14 protein-coding genes, 1 pseudogene and 2 riboswitches are annotated in these 17,224 nt (G+C 38.1%); of the genes and pseudogenes, 9 read left to right on the top strand and 6 right to left on the bottom strand.

The window, feature by feature from the left end; all coding sequences use genetic code 11:
* Positions 1-33 precede the first annotated feature (33 nt).
* The 5 genes from V7161_RS05625 (at position 34) to brnQ (ending at position 6,520) form a co-directional block, all read left to right on the top strand.
* On the top strand, positions 34-822 hold the full coding sequence (locus V7161_RS05625) for an HAD family hydrolase (protein ID WP_335442974.1): 789 nt from the start codon (positions 34-36) through the stop codon (positions 820-822).
* 96 nt (positions 823-918) lie between these two features.
* Positions 919-1,118: riboswitch (cobalamin riboswitch) on the top strand.
* A gap of 128 nt (positions 1,119-1,246) precedes the next feature.
* Positions 1,247-3,517, top strand: a complete 2,271-nt coding sequence (locus tag V7161_RS05620; RefSeq protein ID WP_335442972.1) for a ribonucleoside-diphosphate reductase subunit alpha — start codon at positions 1,247-1,249, stop codon at positions 3,515-3,517.
* A 14-nt stretch (positions 3,518-3,531) separates the two neighbouring features.
* Positions 3,532-4,581 (top strand): ribonucleotide-diphosphate reductase subunit beta, encoded by a 1,050-nt coding sequence (locus tag V7161_RS05615; protein ID WP_335442970.1) that lies wholly within the window; start codon positions 3,532-3,534, stop codon positions 4,579-4,581.
* Positions 4,578-5,027: a flavodoxin domain-containing protein gene (locus tag V7161_RS05610; protein WP_335442968.1), complete on the top strand. Its 450-nt coding sequence runs from the start codon at positions 4,578-4,580 to the stop codon at positions 5,025-5,027. The genes V7161_RS05615 and V7161_RS05610 overlap by 4 nt, the downstream gene beginning before the upstream one ends.
* A gap of 92 nt (positions 5,028-5,119) precedes the next feature.
* Positions 5,120-6,520, top strand: coding sequence for a branched-chain amino acid transport system II carrier protein (gene brnQ, locus V7161_RS05605; RefSeq protein ID WP_335442966.1), 1,401 nt, complete (start codon positions 5,120-5,122; stop codon positions 6,518-6,520).
* A 57-nt stretch (positions 6,521-6,577) separates the two neighbouring features.
* On the opposite strand, the gene V7161_RS05600 is transcribed toward brnQ, so the two are convergent.
* From V7161_RS05600 to V7161_RS05580, 5 genes are all read right to left on the bottom strand, one after another.
* Positions 6,578-7,765 carry an MFS transporter gene (locus V7161_RS05600; protein ID WP_335442964.1) on the bottom strand — a complete coding sequence of 396 codons (1,188 nt, stop codon included), beginning with the start codon at positions 7,763-7,765 and terminating at the stop codon, positions 6,578-6,580.
* 24 nt (positions 7,766-7,789) lie between these two features.
* Positions 7,790-8,224: an Rrf2 family transcriptional regulator gene (locus tag V7161_RS05595; RefSeq protein WP_335442962.1), complete on the bottom strand. Its 435-nt coding sequence runs from the start codon at positions 8,222-8,224 to the stop codon at positions 7,790-7,792.
* A 308-nt stretch (positions 8,225-8,532) separates the two neighbouring features.
* Entirely contained in the window at positions 8,533-9,984 is a 1,452-nt protein-coding gene (hpaB, locus tag V7161_RS05590; RefSeq protein ID WP_335442960.1) for a 4-hydroxyphenylacetate 3-monooxygenase, oxygenase component, read from the bottom strand.
* 364 nt (positions 9,985-10,348) lie between these two features.
* Positions 10,349-11,116, bottom strand: coding sequence for a sulfite exporter TauE/SafE family protein (locus tag V7161_RS05585; protein WP_335442958.1), 768 nt, complete (start codon positions 11,114-11,116; stop codon positions 10,349-10,351).
* 131 nt (positions 11,117-11,247) lie between these two features.
* Positions 11,248-11,640, bottom strand: coding sequence for an SET domain-containing protein (locus V7161_RS05580; protein ID WP_335443057.1), 393 nt, complete (start codon positions 11,638-11,640; stop codon positions 11,248-11,250).
* A gap of 163 nt (positions 11,641-11,803) precedes the next feature.
* Between V7161_RS05580 and V7161_RS05575 the strand changes: the two genes are divergently transcribed.
* On the top strand, positions 11,804-12,769 hold the full coding sequence (locus V7161_RS05575; protein ID WP_335442956.1) for a quinone oxidoreductase family protein: 966 nt from the start codon (positions 11,804-11,806) through the stop codon (positions 12,767-12,769).
* 46 nt (positions 12,770-12,815) lie between these two features.
* Here V7161_RS05575 and dapA read toward each other — a convergent pair whose 3' ends face one another.
* Positions 12,816-13,697, bottom strand: a complete 882-nt coding sequence (gene dapA / locus V7161_RS05570) for a 4-hydroxy-tetrahydrodipicolinate synthase (protein ID WP_335442954.1) — start codon at positions 13,695-13,697, stop codon at positions 12,816-12,818.
* 118 nt (positions 13,698-13,815) lie between these two features.
* Positions 13,816-13,996: riboswitch (Lysine riboswitch) on the bottom strand.
* Positions 13,997-14,206: 210 nt separating this feature from the next.
* On the opposite strand from dapA, the gene V7161_RS05565 reads away from it, so the two are divergent.
* From V7161_RS05565 to V7161_RS05555, 3 genes and pseudogenes are all read left to right on the top strand, one after another.
* Positions 14,207-15,334 carry a GerAB/ArcD/ProY family transporter gene (locus tag V7161_RS05565; protein WP_335442953.1) on the top strand — a complete coding sequence of 376 codons (1,128 nt, stop codon included), beginning with the start codon at positions 14,207-14,209 and terminating at the stop codon, positions 15,332-15,334.
* Entirely contained in the window at positions 15,300-16,760 is a 1,461-nt protein-coding gene (locus tag V7161_RS05560; protein ID WP_335442951.1) for a spore germination protein, read from the top strand. The genes V7161_RS05565 and V7161_RS05560 overlap by 35 nt, the downstream gene beginning before the upstream one ends.
* A pseudogene (locus V7161_RS05555) lies at positions 16,757-17,224 on the top strand (Ger(x)C family spore germination protein); the annotation flags it as partial. The gene V7161_RS05560 and the pseudogene V7161_RS05555, both read left to right, overlap by 4 nt.

The raw sequence follows: 17,224 nt of genomic DNA, 5'->3' as shown, positions 1-17,224 counted from the left end.
AATAAAAAATCTTTTTAATAAGTGAGGAACGATATGATTAAAGCCATTTTTTTTGATTTAGATGACACTCTTTTATGGGATCAAAAAAGCATAAAAGAAGCTTTTGCAGCGACCTGTAAAGCAGCTCAGGAAAAGTATGACCTTGACCCGATTCAATTTGAAGAAGTCGTTCGCGAGGCAGCTAGAAATCTTTACTCGTCCTATGAATTCTATCCATTTACCCAGATGATTGGAATCAATCCTTTTGAAGGACTTTGGGGAAATTTTATTGATGAACAGGATGAGTTTAAAAAAATGAAAGAAACGGTTCCTGCTTATCGTAAGGATGCCTGGACATTGGGATTAAAGGCAATGGGGATAGAGGACCCTGATTTTGGCCATGAGTTAGCAGAGAGATTCCCTCAAGAGCGCAGAAACCTGCCATTTGTATATGAAGAAACCTTTAAAATATTGGATGATTTAAGAGAAAATTACCAGCTTCTTTTGTTAACTAATGGATCACCGGATTTGCAAAATACTAAACTTGCGATTACCCCAGAGCTTGTCCCTTATTTTGACCATATTGTCATTTCTGGAGATTTTGGGAGAGGCAAGCCAGATCCAGCCATTTTTGAACATGCATTGGAACGAATGTCCTTACATAAGGAGGAAGTAATTATGGTCGGGGATAACCTGATGACAGATATTCTCGGTGCCAATCGAGCTGGAATTAAATCAGTCTGGATTAACCGCCACAAAAAGGAGCGGAATGAAGTGGTCCCTTCTTATGAAATTAAGCACCTTGAAGAGCTTTTTCCTATTTTAGAAGAGCTAAAGAATTAAATAATAATACTTGATAAATTACCAAGTTTATACTATGATAGATTTTAGTTTTAAATCAACATATTGTTTTAAAATTAAAAAATAAAACTATATATTGTGTTTGCCTTAAGTGGAGATGCCGGCAACGGCTTAATTGGGAATCTGGTGAAAATCCAGAACTGCCCCCGCAACTGTAAATGCTGACGAAATGAACAAACCACTGTATAACAAAGCTTACTATAGTAGGCGGTTATATGGGAAGGGTTCAGAGTAGGGTGATGCATAAGTCAGGAGACCTGTCTTTCTTAAGATGTTTCAGCTTCTTCGGGGATTGAGAAGATGGAACGGTGGCAGCAGAGGGTCCAATATGCCCTTTTGTATTTGTTATCGTTTCATCCGCTCGAATTCACCCGAGCGGATTTTTTATTTTTAGGGGGAAGAGGACATGACTGTCAAAGTGAATTACGTATTGGAAACGATCCATCAAGCTTCCAAAAAATATAAGCTGGATTTTACGGAGCTTAAAAATATAATTAAGGACCTAGAGGAAAAAGAAGCAAACCAGCAGGCACTCAGCTATGCTGTCAATCAAATAGCCATGGACCAGCCGGATTGGAGCTTTGTGGCTGCCAGCTTATACCTAAATGAATTATATGAAAAAGCAGCTATTAATAGGGGATATGATCGTTCAGGAATGTATGGGGATTTTTACAGCCTAATTCAACAATTAACAGATATCGGTATATATTCTAGTGATCTATTAAGCTTTTATAGCAAAGTGGAAATTGCAGAATTAGCAAAAGAGATAAATCCGGATAAAGATCATTTATTTAATTACATAGGATTATTTTTACTAGCAGATCGTTACCTTGCAAAGGATCATCAGCAAAATGTGATAGAACTGCCACAGGAGCGGTTCATGATTATTGCTATGACCATTATGAAAAATGAAAATGAGTCGAAGCGGTTAGAATTTGTCAAGGAAGCATACTGGGCCTTAAGCAATTTATTTATGACAGTAGCAACACCAACACTAGCGAATGCCGGAAAAAGTTTCGGACAGCTTTCCTCTTGTTTTATCGATACTGTCGACGATTCCTTGGATAGCATATATTTAAACAATTGGGATATTGCCCGTTTAAGTAAAGATGGAGGAGGAATTGGAATCTACTACGGAAAAGTACGAGCGCTGGGTTCTGATATCAAGAAATTTAAAGGAAACTCTTCAGGAGTTGTGCCGTGGATTAAGTTGGTGAATAACACGGCAGTCAGTGTGGATCAATTAGGCCAGCGGCAAGGTGCAATTGCTGTTTACTTAGATATTTTTCATAAAGATATCATGAATGGCTTTCTTGACTTGAAAACAAATAATGGAGATGAGCGCCGTAAAGCCCATGACATTTTCACAGGCGTGACCATACCTGACTTTTTCATGAAAAAGCTGGAAGAGATTGACGAGAATGGAAGAAGCATTGGGGAATGGCATACTTTTTGCCCCCATCAAGTAAAGCAAATCATGGGCTGGAAAGATGAGTCTGGAAATCCGCTTGGACTAGAAGATTTTTATGATGAAACGGACAGGGAATATTTTACTGAGAAATATAAAGAGGCCGTAAGAAACCCGCTCCTCCCAAGAAAAACGTACCGGGCGATGGATATTATGGCACGAATCATGGTCGCTCAATTAGAAACTGGCACTCCTTATATGTTTTATCGTGACGAGGTAAATAGGCAAAACCCCAATAAGCATTTGGCTGGTAAGGGTCGTACCTCCATCTATTGCAGTAATCTTTGTACAGAAATCACGCAAAATATGTCCGCCACTGCCATCATCAAAGAATTTCAAGATGAAGAAGGAAACATCGTCATCGTACGAAAGCCCGGCGATTTCGTTGTCTGTAATTTATCATCTATTAATCTTGCAAAAGTTATTCCGAAGAATGGTTTGGAACGACTAATTCGGATTCAAGTCAGAATGCTAGATAATGTCATTGATTTAAATACCATATCTGTCGGACAGGCTCTGGCCACGAATAAAAAATTCAGAGCAATAGGACTAGGTACGTTCGGTTGGCACCATTTGCTTGCGTTAAATGGGATTCATTGGGAGTCGGAGGCTGCAGTTGAATTTGCGGATGAATTATACGAGAACATTGCTTTCTTGACGATTCGTGCTTCGATGGAATTGGCAAAAGAGAAGGGTATGTACTCTCAATTCAGTGGATCCGAATGGCAGACAGGCAAGTATTTTGAACGGAAAAAATATCAATCTACTAAATGGCAGGAATTAAAAAAAGATGTTGCCATACACGGAATTCGAAATGGCTGGTTAATGGCCGTTGCCCCCAACTCCTCAACAGCAAAAATAGGAGGCTCTACGGATGGGATTGATCCGATTTATTCAGTTGAATATGCAGAGGAAAAGAAGAACTTTAAATTTAAGGTAACGGCGCCTGATTTAAATCATCGGACTTACAACTATTATCGGCGGGCAAGACATGAATTGGACCAAGTATGGAGTATTAAACAAAATGCTGCCCGGCAGCGCCACATCGACCAAGCGATAAGCTTTAATCTTTACGTTCGTCATGATATTAAAGCAAGGGATTTGCTGCATCTACACATGGAAGCGTGGAAGCAGGGGCTAAAAACAACGTATTACGTAAGAAGTACCTCACAAACAGAAATAGAGGAATGTGAAGCTTGCCATAGCTGATTGGAGGAGGAAAGATGAATATTTATTATTCACCATTAAAAAAAATAAAACTGTTAAATCCAGAATATCCTAATAAATCAACGGGCATTATTAACGGGAAATCATCAGGTTTGCTTAATTGGAATGATATTGCTTACCCACAAATGTACGATTTGTATCAGACTCTTTTATCAAATTTTTGGAAGGCACAAGAGATTAATATGCAGGATGATATTAAGCAATGGGACCAGCTCAGTTCAACTGAACAAGATGTATTCCTGCGTATTAATACCCAGCTTGCCTCCTTAGACAGCTTGCAAACACCAACCATGACTCAAGTGATGGATTATGTGACCGATTCGAGTTTTAAGGCGATATTTGCCGTCATTGCTCAGCAGGAAGCTGTACATAATGAATCTTATTCATATATTTTAAGTTCCTTGGTGCCAGTAAGCGAACAAAAGGCGCGGTTTAATCAGGCAAAAAAGGATCCTATCGTTCAAAAACGGAATCAGCTAATTTTAGATGCGTATGAACAATTTAAAGAGAAACCAGCACCGCAGCATTTGTTTCAATTAGCTGTGAATTCTATTAATCTAGAAGGAATTTATTTTTATGCGGGTTTTGCCTTTTTCTATCATCTTGCCCGTCAGCAAAAAATGTTAAAGACGAGCACGATGATTAGTTATATCCAGCGGGATGAAATGCAGCACGCATACTTTATCGCCCAGTTTATCCGGATTCTTTTAACTGAAAATCCTGATTTAAATAATGCTAAAAATATTGAGTATGTTAATCATGCGATTGCACAAGCGGTTGAGCTTGAGAAGGAATGGGCATCATACATCTTGCGGGATATAAAAGGGATTGATTTAAAGGAGTATGAATTTTACACGGAATACTTGGCAAATAAGCGCCTCCGGCAGATGGGGCTAGATAATTTATTCGCTGAACGATCGAATCCTATGCCCTGGATTCATGTTTTTAGTGATGAGATGATGAATGGTACAAAATCCGATTTCTTTGAGCAAAAGTCGAGAACCTATGCGAAGGTGACCCAATCGAACGGCTTCGATGAACTATGAAAATAGCAATCATTTATACTTCGAAGACGGGAAATACAGAAGAGTTAATCTATTTAATGAAGGAAATATTTCAAATAAAAAAGGTAGAATTATTTCTATATCGGATTGACCAATTGCCTCTTCTTGATCTCATAAAATTTGATGGTATAGTGGTTGGAACCTATACTTGGGGGATGGGAGAAATTCCTCCTGAAATGATGGACCTTTATCAAGCATTCGAAGTCCTGGATGTAAAGCGAGTGGTCACGGGGATCGTCGGCACAGGGGATACCGGTTATCCCAATTTTTGCGGTGCAGTTGATCGGTTTAAAAATATGCTTTTCGTTCAAACAAAGTTAGCTGTTACGTTGAAGGTAGAGCTAACCCCACAAACGAATGATGTTCAACGGTGTGAGAAATTTGTTAACATTTTTTTGGAACATTTAAATTATCAAAATAATCATTGAAATAGGTTGTATTTCATTAACTTGAATAGTAATATTATTCTGGTAAAAAAATTAACAGATGATATTATTATTCAAGGTGGGACAAACAATTAATGCAGAATAAATTACCGTTTTCAAAATATTTCGTCATTGGAGTAATGTTATTTGCCTTATTTTTCGGGGCTGGCAATCTTATTTTTCCAGCTTCACTTGGGCAAAATGCCGGATCAAACGTTTGGCTGGCGATTGCTGGATTTTTAATTACGGGTATCGGCCTTCCGTTTCTGGGTATTTTAGCGATGGGTATTTCGGGGAGTAAAAACCTGCAGGAATTATCCAGCAGGATTCATCCCATTTACGGTGTCATCTTTACGTCGCTGCTTTACTTAACGATTGGTCCTTTTTTTGCGGCTCCAAGAACAGGTGCGGTTGCGTATGATATTGGGATTGCGCCGTTTTTAGGTGACAGCTTTAGCCATTCAGGTTTGTTGGTTTTTACATTGCTCTTTTTCATCGTCACTCTCTGGTTTTCTTTAAACCCTGCAAAAATCGTTGATAACGTCGGAAAAATACTATCTCCTGCTATTATTATTCTTATTCTAGTATTATTAATGATGGTTGTTGTTAAACCACTAGGTTCCATTGAGGCTCCACAAAGTGACTTTTCGAGTGGGGCATTTATGAAGGGCTTTATGGAAGGCTATAACACCATGGATGCATTAGCATCTCTTGTATTTGGAATTATCGTCATTAATTCTATTCGTTCGATGGGTGTTAAGTCCACTAGCGGTGTTTTATTGGCATCAGCGAAGTCTGGGATTGTCGCAATCATATTTCTTGGAATTATTTATGTAGGAGTTGCTTATTTAGGAGCAACAAGTACTGAGGCATTTGGCCTGATGGATACGGGGGGAGCAATCCTTGGAAATGCAGCTTATTCCTACTTCGGTACGCTGGGAACAGTAATGTTATCAGTCATTATCATTCTAGCTTGTCTTACGACGAGTATCGGATTGATGACAGCCTGTGGTGAATATTTCCATACACTGTTTCCAACAATTAGTTACAAAATTTGGGTTCTGTTTTTTTCAACCGTTTCTTTCGTGATCGCCAACTTTGGATTAGCGAATATTATTAAATTCTCTATTCCTGTTTTAATGTTTTTATATCCATTGGCAGTCGCCTTAATGCTTTTAACATTCTTGTCAAAGCTTTTCAGCCATTCGCAGATGGTGTATGTTTCCGCAACAGTTGTCACATTTATGATTAGTTTTATTGATGGATTGAAGACCTTCTGCCAATTGATTGGTATTGAATATTTTGGCTGGCTCGTATCCATCATCCATTTTTATGAAAAAGCCTTACCGTTTTATAACAAGGGACTTGGTTGGCTGCTTCCTGCAATAGTTGCCATATTGGTTACTGGTGCATTGGTACGATTGCAAAAATTAACAGAAGTACGGATTAAAAACAAAACTGAAAGTACTTTAAAGCATGGAACATCTCCACGATAGGGTGGGGATGTTTTTTTAAAAGAAAAAACACGGAATTGTAATCCGTGCTTTCTATTTTTACCCCAGTTTTGCCGATGGTGCTCGACTGTTTAGATGAATCACCAAAGCACCACCAAGAAGGAACAAGAACAAGGTGATGTATAAAGCGTTGTCTCCGCCCAATTTATAAAGCGATGATCCAAGCAGCGGGCCAATTGCGGCGCCTGTGAATCGAATAAAGTTATAAACTCCCATGGCTGTACCTTTTTCATGTGAAAATAAATTAACAAGTGACGTTATTTGAGAAGGCAGGCTTATGCCAAGCAATACGCCAAAGCCAAGTAAAAATACGATTAATGTAGGAATCGTTAAGAGGTTCCAATAAAGAAATGTCCAGAAAATGGAAACCACTATACCTGTTCCGTATGCCGTATATATGAGAATCGTCGTATGTTTCAAATAAGTTTGGAGTCTTCCGCCAATTAACGTCCCAAGTACAATTCCCGCTGTTAGCGGCATAAAAAACAGCCCTTTCCATACCAAAGGAACAGAAAATAGTTCATCAAGCAGACCTGGGATAAAAACGAGAAAGATATAATAACCGTAGAACTGAGTAAAACCGAGCAGTAAAATCGAAAAAGCAGCGCGGTTTGCTACGATTCCTTTAAAGGTTTCAAAAGTAATTTTTTTTGGAGCAGTATCTTTCGGAAGTGTTTCTTTCAAGGTAATACGATTATATATGTATGCAATTAATGCCCCGGCAACAAGAAGTGCGAATGCCGTGTGCCACTCTGCATAAGCCGCGATAAAGCTCCCTACTACAGGGCCAAGGACAGGCCCGAGAAACACCATCGTCTGGTAAACACTCATCGCCTTGCCCCGTTCAGAAGGCGAATAAATATCCCCGATAACAGCCGCTGCTACCACTGAGCCGGTGGTGATGCCAAAAGCCTGAAGGGCTCTGCCAAAAAGGAATAAATAGTAATTTTGTGCTAGAAAACAAATCAGTGAACCGGCCATAAAAATGAGAAGACCAGGCATTAAAGTTGCCTTCCGCCCGCGCGTATCAGACAAAGGACCAACCAAAAACTGGTTCGCAGCCAGAACAAAAGTATAAAGGGAGATTGTCAAATTCACCATAAACTGGCTTACTTGATAATAATGCCCGACCTCCGCAAGGCTCGGAGTATAAATGGTCTGAGTGAACGGCCCTAAAAAGGCAGCAATAGACAACCCAACCAAGATCTTACCGTTTTGTGATTTCATTTTTACACTCCTTTAATGCCTTTGTTATTTAATTTGCTCTTTTTCTAATATTCCCAAGACGACATCTTGTATCGTCACATTCCCCAGTGCTTTTTCTAAGGCTAGTTGAGCCACCGAAAAGAAGGGAGTAATGGTTTCCTGAATATTTCTTCCTACAGGACACGCTGGATTTGGATTTTCATGCATACCAAACAATTCTTGATCTTGAACAATATTGACGGCCTTATAAACATCAAGCAATGATATTTCAGATAATTCTTTTGCTGGCATAGTACCTGCAATTCCTGGACGTACTTTCACTAACCCTGCGTTTTTCAACATTCCCATGATTTTTCTAATTACAACTGGATTGGTATTAACACTGCTTGCGATAAAATCGGAGGAATTTACACCATTTTTGTTTATTTCTAAAAGAGTTAATATGTGGATTCCAACAGCAAATCGACTACTGAGTGACATATATTTCGCCTTCCTTTAACACCTATTTCTACATACTCCCGTAACAAAGTCTGTTACATGTTAGTATATATCACATTTGGAACAGTTAAAATAAATAGGATAAAAATATATTTAAAAAACACCACCAGCTTAGTAATAAAAACAATTTTAGGATTTAGACAAACCTTTAAAGAGGAGAATTTTGATTGTGCGACCCCTGATGAAAGGCAATTTGGCAGTGCCCCTCTTTTGCACCATCCGGTCAAGTAAAAAAAGAAAAAACCCCGTCCATAAGAGTAGGGATTTAAATAGGTTTTTAAAGGGAATTGTTACTTTATATTTTTTAAATTTAAGAATTCGTGGATTGCACAAACTTGTTTTTCTTTTGGATAGTTTTTATATAAATTACTGGCTAAGCGAACAGGATCCCCAAAAAAGTACCTTTCATATTGGGTTTGTCTTGAACCAAAAGAACTCATCGTAAGATCCCATGCTAAACGAAAAATTTTAACCCGCTCATCTGCTTCCTTGCTTGCCGCTTGAAGATATTGATCAAGATTTGCACTAATTTCAGAATTAAAATCGTTTTCGGTAGGTAAAGAAACCATTCCACTTGCTCCAATTAATTGAATAATTTCGCTAAAACGGGGATAAATTCGAGGGAAGATATTGCTGGCAGCTTGCAAAGGGAAGATACTTGGACGCATAATGCCCCATCCATCAAATTCTGCATCATTTTCTGACTTCTCCAATAATGCTTTCATCGTTTCAAGACCAATAATAATTTCTGTAAGTTTTTCTTGGACATGCTGATACTCGCCTATATTAATCGTCTCGACAAGAAGTTGAGCAAGTCCTAGTATAAATTCTGTTTTTACCATTTGCCTAATAACTACCTGATGATATGCAAAGTGATGAAATGAGCTTTGACTAATAAAATCAGTGGCAGCGTCCACATTGTCGTAAAAAAAGACTCGATCCCATGGCACTAATACATTGTCAAAAACGACTAATGAATCCATTTCTTCGTATCTGGAGCTTAGTGGATAATTGAAGATGGATTCTCCTCCAACAAAAGATTCTCGGCAAATAAATTTTAACCCTTTTGTATTGGAAGGGATGGAAAAGGCAAAAGCTTGATCAGGATCAAAAAATAATTTAGGTGCAGTAAAAACCAATACTTCATCCGTTAATCCACCTTGAGTAGCAAGGAGGCGGGCACCTTTAATAATGATTCCTTTTTCATTTTTATCAATAACCTTTGCAGAGATTGGATCCTCAGAAAATTCCAAATTTACCTGGGAACGGTTTACCTGAGGAGTAATAAAGGTATGTGTAAACGAAAGGTCTTGTTCCATAGCCCTCTCATATAAAGATTTAATATTTTCAGGGAAACAATCTTCTCTACCATGAAAGAGGGGTGCAGAGGAGGCAAAGCTCATAATTACAGTGTTCATATAATCAGGACTTCTTCCCATCATTCCATGGGTGTGCCGTGCCCAATGTTCCATCATTTTTCTTCTTCTTTTTAGATCTTCTTTTGTAGTTGGCTGCAAGTAGGAAAGTCCAATAGGATCCTCTTTCCCAGGGAGAATGAAAGTCATCTCATCTTTAAGCGTGGTTTCTTTTTGTAAATCATAAAGGGAGGCTTTCGTCTGAAGAAGCCCTCTAAAAGCAGGGTGGTCTGAAAGGTTTCCCTCCACTTTTTTACCATCATACCAAATTTCCGTCCCCATTTGATTTAATCTGTCAATAAACTCTTTCCCATTTATGGTCCCCATTTTAACGCTCCCTCTTAATAAATAAGTATGGCTAGTTCCATTTTATTGGAAAAGATGTAAGCTTGTTCTGCTTATTTTGTTGCGGATAAGCCTTTTTTAACATAACTACAGTCGAAGGGGACAGTTAGATTGGCGAAAAATATACTTAAACAACCCTGAAAATAAAGTTCTTTAACTCTGAAAAAAGGCACGGGTCCTTTCGTTGTTAAAAATAGTCTTTATTAAATGGCCGAAAAGGGTGCTAAAACAAAAAAAAAATCCACTGAAATGTCAGTGAATTCAATAAATTAATTTTCGGGAAGGGGGTGTTATCCTCCTTCCTTTACTAAAGCAATAAACAAACGTGAAATTAATGGTATTTTTGTTATGAAATCAATTTAATTGCACTAATAATGATAACCGTAGAGATAAGCGTTCGCAGCGGTTTAGTTGGCACTTTTGAAGATAAGGTGCTTCCCACTAGAACACCAGGAATCGACCCAATTAGAAGATTCCCAACCAGCGTATAGTTTACACTTCCTGCATTTGCATGAAGAAGCCCGGCTACCGTTACTAATAAAAAGGCATGAGCGATATCTGTACCAACTAATTCAGTTCCTTTCAATCGATAAAGAAACATCATCGCAAGGGCAAATAAAGAGCCTGATCCGATAGAAGTAAAGCCGACAATAAATCCAAATACAGCACCAATTAAAATCGTTAAACCGCGTTTTTCTTCAATAGGTTTTAGCTGCCAGCGGTTGGGCCGGATTTTTTTATCAAAAAAGGTCTTAATCAGGATTGCTGTTGCTACTAATATGAGGACGTAACCTAGTCCGTGTTTAATTATATGTTCCTGATTATGATAAGCAGATTCAAAATATTTTAGAATGGAGATTGCTATTACAGCACTAGGAATACTCCCTATTGCAAGATAAAACATTAATTTAAAATTTATTGTTTTTTGTCTCCAGTGCTGAGCGACGCCAAACAATTTCGTAACCGCGTTATAGACCAAATCCGTACCAACAGCAATAGAAGGCTGAATGCCAACCATGATCAGAACAGGAGTGATCAGTGCAGCACCCCCGACACCTGTTAGACCGACTAAAAAACCAACCAACAATCCCATTAATGCAATACCCAATGTCATGGTTCTCACTCCTTTTTCAACAATATCCGAGTAAATATATGTGAATTATAGAGTTTTATGAATCATTTGTAAATACTTTTCTGAATTTTTATTTTGCAATAAAAAAAACCCACTCAAATTGAGTAGGGGAGTTACTTGTTATCTGCTTTTTCTTTATCGAACCAAAGTGGCTCTTGGTCGTCCACATCACCATTATAGTTGATTAAAATCTCTTCTCCGGCTTTTATATCTTTGTAGGCATAGAAATCAAACGTATGGTTCTCAAAGTTAATATCATAGGTGGCATTTGGAGTATAGGAATGGTTAAACAGCATGCCATATCCTAACAGGATGGCAGTGTGGTTTTTACCATACTCAAATGCATAATCAGCCAATAATGTTTTTTCAATATGAACATGTTCCCTATTGGGATAGGAAATGACAGGAGCTTCATGAATAAGCGTTCCTTTTGTAATATCAGCGGTCGCAAATACCCCTCGATTGAATTCTCCATCGCTTAAGGGAGATTTTTTAATTTCTATGATAATAATCACCTGCTATTTCTTTTTGAAGTACTTTAATATTGCCGTTTTTTTTATAATAAAGCAACTTTTTTAACCAATTTAGAGAAATAGTTATTTGCAATTCTCCTTTCGTTTCTATTTAATATAAAAGTAATTTAAAAATTTATAAAGTAGAGGGTTACTTATGAAAGCATTAATCTTTAATACATTTGGCGGACCTGAGGTACTCCAATATAGTGAAGTCGATAATCCTATCATTGGTCCAGATGAAATCCTTATAAGGATGAAAGCGATCGGCTTAAACTTTGCCGATATTTATAGAAGAAAAGGAAACTATCATCTCGCTGGTAAACCTCCATACATTTTAGGGTATGAAGGTGCGGGAATTGTTGAAAGGATCGGCGAAAATGTCCAGGGCATTAACATAGGGGAGCGGATTGCCTTTGCCGATGTTCCATATGCGAATGCCGAGCTTGTTGCCGTACCTAAAGATAAGGCGATTCCATTACCGGAAACGATTTCGTTTAATATGGCAGCATCCGTTTTGCTCCAGGGTTTAACGGCCCACTATTTAACTCGTGACAGCTATGCGGTAAAAAAGAATGATGTCGCACTTGTCCATGCGGCAGCAGGCGGAGTTGGGCAGCTTCTTGTTCAAATTGTTAAACTGCTCGGAGGCAAGGTAATTGGCTTAACTTCATCACCCGAAAAAGCAGAAGCTGCCAAGAAGGCTGGTGCAGATTTTGTTTTTCTATACAATGATGATTGGAAATCAATGGTTCTCGAGAAAACTGATGGCAATGGTGTGGATGTTGTCTATGAATCTGTCGGTTCAACACTCCAAGACAGCTTTGCTGCAACTAGAATTGGAGGGACCGTAGTTTTTTACGGAATGGCGGGAGGTGACCCAGCTCCGGTTGATCCTCGAATGCTGATGGATACATCAAAAACCTTGACTGGCGGAGATCTATGGAATGTACTAAAGTCTCATAAGGAGAGAGTAAATCGCTCGAATGAACTTTTTCGCTGGATGGAGGAGGGAAAGTTAAAGGTTTCAGAGCCTGGGACTTTTGAATTGAGTGATGGGCAAGCGGCTCACCGTTTCTTAGAAAGCCGCAGAAGCACAGGAAAAATTTTATTAATACCATAATGAAATCAGGCTGCCCACTAAAAGGGCAGCCAATTTTTCTGTATTTCTATACTTTTAGTATTGAACCCGGCAATACGCTTCGTAAGGCGCTCATTTCATCTTCACTTAATGGCACCAATGGCAACCGAACCCCGCCAACAGGTACCCCATTCATATTTAAGGCAGTTTTTACTGGGGTTGGGTTTGGTGCCGCAAATAAAGCTTTCATAATCGGCAGAAGCTTACGATGTGAAGCGGCTGCCTCTTCTAGTGCTCCATTTTTAAAACTATTAATCATGGCTTGCATTTCATTACCGATAATATGGGAAGCAACAGAAACGACCCCTGCGCCGCCGATAGCTAATACTGGTAAAGTCAAGCCATCATCACCGCTGTATAGGGTGAAATCACTCGGTGTTTGGCTGATAATTTCGGCCATGGCATCTAAGTTGCCGCTAGCTTCTTTAACGGCAACAATATTTTTAATTGCCGAAAGACGAACGATCGTCTCAACAGATATATTTACAACACACCGCCCAGGAATATTGTAAAGCATGACTGGCAAAGAAGTAGATTCGGCAATCGCTTTAAAGTGTTGATACATCCCTTCTTGAGAGGGTTTGTTATAATATGGTGCAACAAGCATGATGCCGTCAACACCAGCTTCCTCCGCAAGCTTTGTTAAGCTGATTGAAGCTCTTGTATTATTCGATCCTGTTCCTGCAATAACTGGAACTCTACCATCAGCCTCACGAACTACAAATTTAAATAATTCAACTTTTTCTTCTGAAGTTAAAGTAGGGGATTCCCCAGTTGTCCCAGCAACGACTAATCCATCAGATCCATTAGCAATCAGGTAATTTACTAAATTTTTTGTTGCGTAATAATCAACCTCACCATTTTGATCAAATGGCGTAACCATAGCGGTTAATAGTTGGCCAAAATTCATCATACTCACCCTTTATAAAAATTTTCAAAAAAATTTGAGGGGTAAGGCCGACGCAAAAAAGCAGCACCGAGGGAATCTCGATGCTGCAATAGAAACGTAGATAATAATAAGTTCCTATGCGTGAGATAGCCCTCCATATAGATTCCTATATGACAGTTCTGTATTTCTTCAATAGCAGAACCAGCTTCAAGTCCAATGAGATTCTTTGAAGCTTCGGCAAATTCCCCTTTCCACAATTGTCTTTGGACCTCATTATCCTCTAATTGTGTACTAATGGTCTTTGCGCCTCTATCCTCACTTCAAAAGGTTTGAAGTAAGAAAATATTTAATTTATTGTAATATAACAGAATCTTCCTAATGATTCAAGTCGAAATTTATTATTTTGTTATAAAAAAGCAGTGATTAGTGAATCCCATTACATTTCTCGATGAGAATAGTAAAAGATTGGATTTTTTTAGAATGTTTTAGGTGATAATAAAATTTATCAATGATTATTGTGGTGATTTGATTTGCAAAACTTAGTGAAAATCTTGCTTCCGCGGCAATTATTCATGCTGCTTGTTCTTTCGACAGGTTTACTTAACCATGTCATGCTTATCCCCGGCATTCTATTGTCAGCCGGGAGAGACGGCTGGTTATGTGTCATTATTGCTTTTCCAATTGCTCTATTCTTTTTATTGGTCATATTTTATATCGTTAAAAACAGTCCAAATGAAGGTTTTTTCCCGATGATTAAACAACGTCTTGGAAAGGCCTTCTTTTTTATCTTTTCCTTTCCTTTAATTCTTTTTTTACTTTGCAGCTCTTATGCGACTTTTAGAGATTTTATGATATGGCTAAAAGCTTATTTCTTAGCTGATTATTCAGTTTTTACAATTACTCTAATCTTGACTGTGATTTGTTTTGTAATCACATTAGCTGGAATCAAACATATGGCTATTTCCAGTGGAATATTGCTGCCGCTAGTTATGCTATTTGGAATCTTTATCGCTATTACCAATACTAGTTCAAAAGACCCGAGTTATTTATTTCCTGTTTTTGCTCATGGTATTATCCCAGTTGTTAAGGGTGTAATTTATGTCTTATCCGGACTTTTGGAGATTTACATTGTTGTTTTGCTTCAGCCATTTTCACAGGAACCGATAAAATTTAGACATTTGCTTGTATTACTAACGATTCTAACCGGATTAATCTTTGGGCCTCTTTCGGCTGCGATTATGGAGTTTGGAGCAAAGGAGTCCTCCTTTATGCGATACCCTGCATTTGAGCAATGGCGGATATTGAGTATTGGGGAATATATTTCCCATTTAGACTTTTTAGCTTTATACCAATGGCTAAGTGGTGCGTTGATTAGAATAAGTCTTTTCATTTATCTAATCGGTACATTTTTTTCCAATAAAGATAAACACTATAGACTGAACCCAATATTTGTTGGCAGCATATATCTTGTTTTATTTGGATTGATGATAATCAATTTGGAGACATATACCTTTAGTAAAATCCTAATTGAATACTTTATTCCTATGAGTATGCTTTTTTTCCTTATTCAAATTCTAATAACAGCCTTGATTGTTTTGGTTATAAAGAAAAGGGATGAAAGACATGGTAAGAAAAAGGAGATTCAGTCTGATTCTTGATGAAAGTCTGAAGGAAAAAGCAAAAACACTTAAGGAACAATTTAACAAAAGTCAAGATTTGATATGTAAAATACACGATTCAGAAAAGGAATCATTTGAAATTATTTATTTTGAAACCTTAATCGATAGACATTACTTAGATCAATACATTTTACCGAAACTTGATGTTCCTATCGAGGAATCTATAGCAGAGAAGCTTAAATCATTATTTCAAGCAGAAGATATTACGGAGAAAAATATAGAGGAAATATCCAATTTACTTTTTGATGGGTACGCCTTATTTCTATTTCATCATTCGTTTTTGTGCATTCCTGCAGGTTCATTACCAAAGCGTACCCCTGAAGAATCAGCAATCGAAACGTCAATAAGAGGTCCAAAGGATGGATTTGTAGAGGACATTAAAACAAATATCTCCTTGATCCGCCGAAGACTAAACACTCCGTCTTTATGCCTAGAGAAATATACAATCGGTAAAAGAAGTAATACGAAAGTAATCCTCATGTATTTAGAGGATTTAATTGATCCGAGAGTGCTTAATGAAATCCATAAAAGGCTGGAAAAAGTGAATCTTGATATTTTGACAAGTATTTATGAACTTGAATCATTTGTCAGGGACAGACCATACTCTATCTTCCCGACAATGGACTATTCTGGTAGACCGGATTTTATAGTACAAGCAATGAATCAAGGCCGCTTTGTTCTCATGGTGGAAGGAAACCCAACAGCCTCCTATGCTCCTGTAAGTATTTTATTGCAGACAAAATCACCCGAGGATTCTTATATAAACTATGCATATGTGTCAATAGAAAGAATATTTCGGATGTTAGGATTGTTCATGTCCGCTTTTTTACCTGGGTTATGGGTGGCCTTTACAACCTTTAATATTGAACAGATTCCGTATCTTTTAGTTGCGACCATTTCCGTCTCGCGATTTGGGCTGCCCTTATCAACGCCTGTTGAAATGTTCATCATCTTGTTTTTGTTTGAAATGTTTAATGAAGCTGGAGTTCGCCTGCCAAGAGCGATTGGGCAAACGGTAGCAGTTTTGGGTGGACTGATTGTTGGGGATGCTGCCATACGGGCGGGATTGACATCACCAACCATGCTGGTGGTGGCAGCGATTACCTTTGTCTCGTCTTTTACATTGGTGAATCAATATTTATCGACTGCCATTACCATTTTAAGATTCACTATACTTATGTTAAGCACGTTTCTTGGATTATTTGGAGTCATTATTGGCTTTATTTTAACCATTTTTTACTTTTCAACAATTACATCCTTTGGAGAACCATATCTCGGTTCGGTTGCCCCAATTAAACTAAAAGAAGCAATCAGAGCATTCTTAATGCTGCCACGACAATTTTATAAATCGAGAACATCCACTTCAAGCCCTGAAGATTCAACCAGAGGTGAAAATCAATCATGAAAAGAAAGTTGGTCATTTCTATTTTGGCTTTCTGTATCTTGCTTACCGGGTGTTCTGGCTTGAAAAATATCCAAGATTTAAACTATATTGTGGCAATTGGACTGGATTATGATGCAGAAAAGGGAGAATATAAAGCCTATCTCCAAGCATTGAATTTTGCGAATGTAGCAAAGATAGAGGCAGGAAGGCCAACAGAAAAAGTCCCTGCATTTGTGGCCTCAGCAACAGGAGAGACTCTAAATTTAGCTGTCAGGAAGTTATATAAAACGTCGGAACCGCCCTTGTTTTTTGGTCACGTTATTACATATGTGATAAGTAATAAGCTAGTCACTCATAAATTTAATGAAGTAGTCCCTGAAATTGGGAGGAACCGTTCGCTTCGGCACACTTTAAGATTAGTAGTAACAGAAGATAATATGAATGATATATTTAATACACAAGCATTATTTCAATATCCAGAAGTG

The organism is Neobacillus drentensis (genome assembly GCF_036965425.1).
Taxonomy (GTDB): domain Bacteria; phylum Bacillota; class Bacilli; order Bacillales; family Cytobacillaceae; genus Neobacillus; species Neobacillus drentensis_F.
The sequence above is the reverse complement of the archived record's forward strand: the minus strand, read 5'-3'. Positions and strand labels throughout refer to the sequence as shown.

Bases quoted from the DNA above. Each gene is read 5' to 3' on its own strand.
- V7161_RS05610 (WP_335442968.1), top strand. From the start codon at position 4,578: ATGAAAATAGCAATCATTTATACTTCGAAGACGGGAAATACAGAAGAG.
- dapA (WP_335442954.1), bottom strand. From the start codon at position 13,697: ATGAATTTTGGCCAACTATTAACCGCTATGGTTACGCCATTTGATCAA.
- V7161_RS05595 (WP_335442962.1), bottom strand. From the start codon at position 8,224: ATGTCACTCAGTAGTCGATTTGCTGTTGGAATCCACATATTAACTCTT.
- V7161_RS05585 (WP_335442958.1), bottom strand. From the start codon at position 11,116: ATGACATTGGGTATTGCATTAATGGGATTGTTGGTTGGTTTTTTAGTC.
- brnQ (WP_335442966.1), top strand. From the start codon at position 5,120: ATGCAGAATAAATTACCGTTTTCAAAATATTTCGTCATTGGAGTAATG.
- V7161_RS05620 (WP_335442972.1), top strand. From the start codon at position 1,247: ATGACTGTCAAAGTGAATTACGTATTGGAAACGATCCATCAAGCTTCC.
- V7161_RS05615 (WP_335442970.1), top strand. From the start codon at position 3,532: ATGAATATTTATTATTCACCATTAAAAAAAATAAAACTGTTAAATCCA.
- V7161_RS05600 (WP_335442964.1), bottom strand. From the start codon at position 7,765: ATGAAATCACAAAACGGTAAGATCTTGGTTGGGTTGTCTATTGCTGCC.
- V7161_RS05625 (WP_335442974.1), top strand. From the start codon at position 34: ATGATTAAAGCCATTTTTTTTGATTTAGATGACACTCTTTTATGGGAT.
- V7161_RS05560 (WP_335442951.1), top strand. From the start codon at position 15,300: ATGGTAAGAAAAAGGAGATTCAGTCTGATTCTTGATGAAAGTCTGAAG.
- V7161_RS05575 (WP_335442956.1), top strand. From the start codon at position 11,804: ATGAAAGCATTAATCTTTAATACATTTGGCGGACCTGAGGTACTCCAA.
- hpaB (WP_335442960.1), bottom strand. From the start codon at position 9,984: ATGGGGACCATAAATGGGAAAGAGTTTATTGACAGATTAAATCAAATG.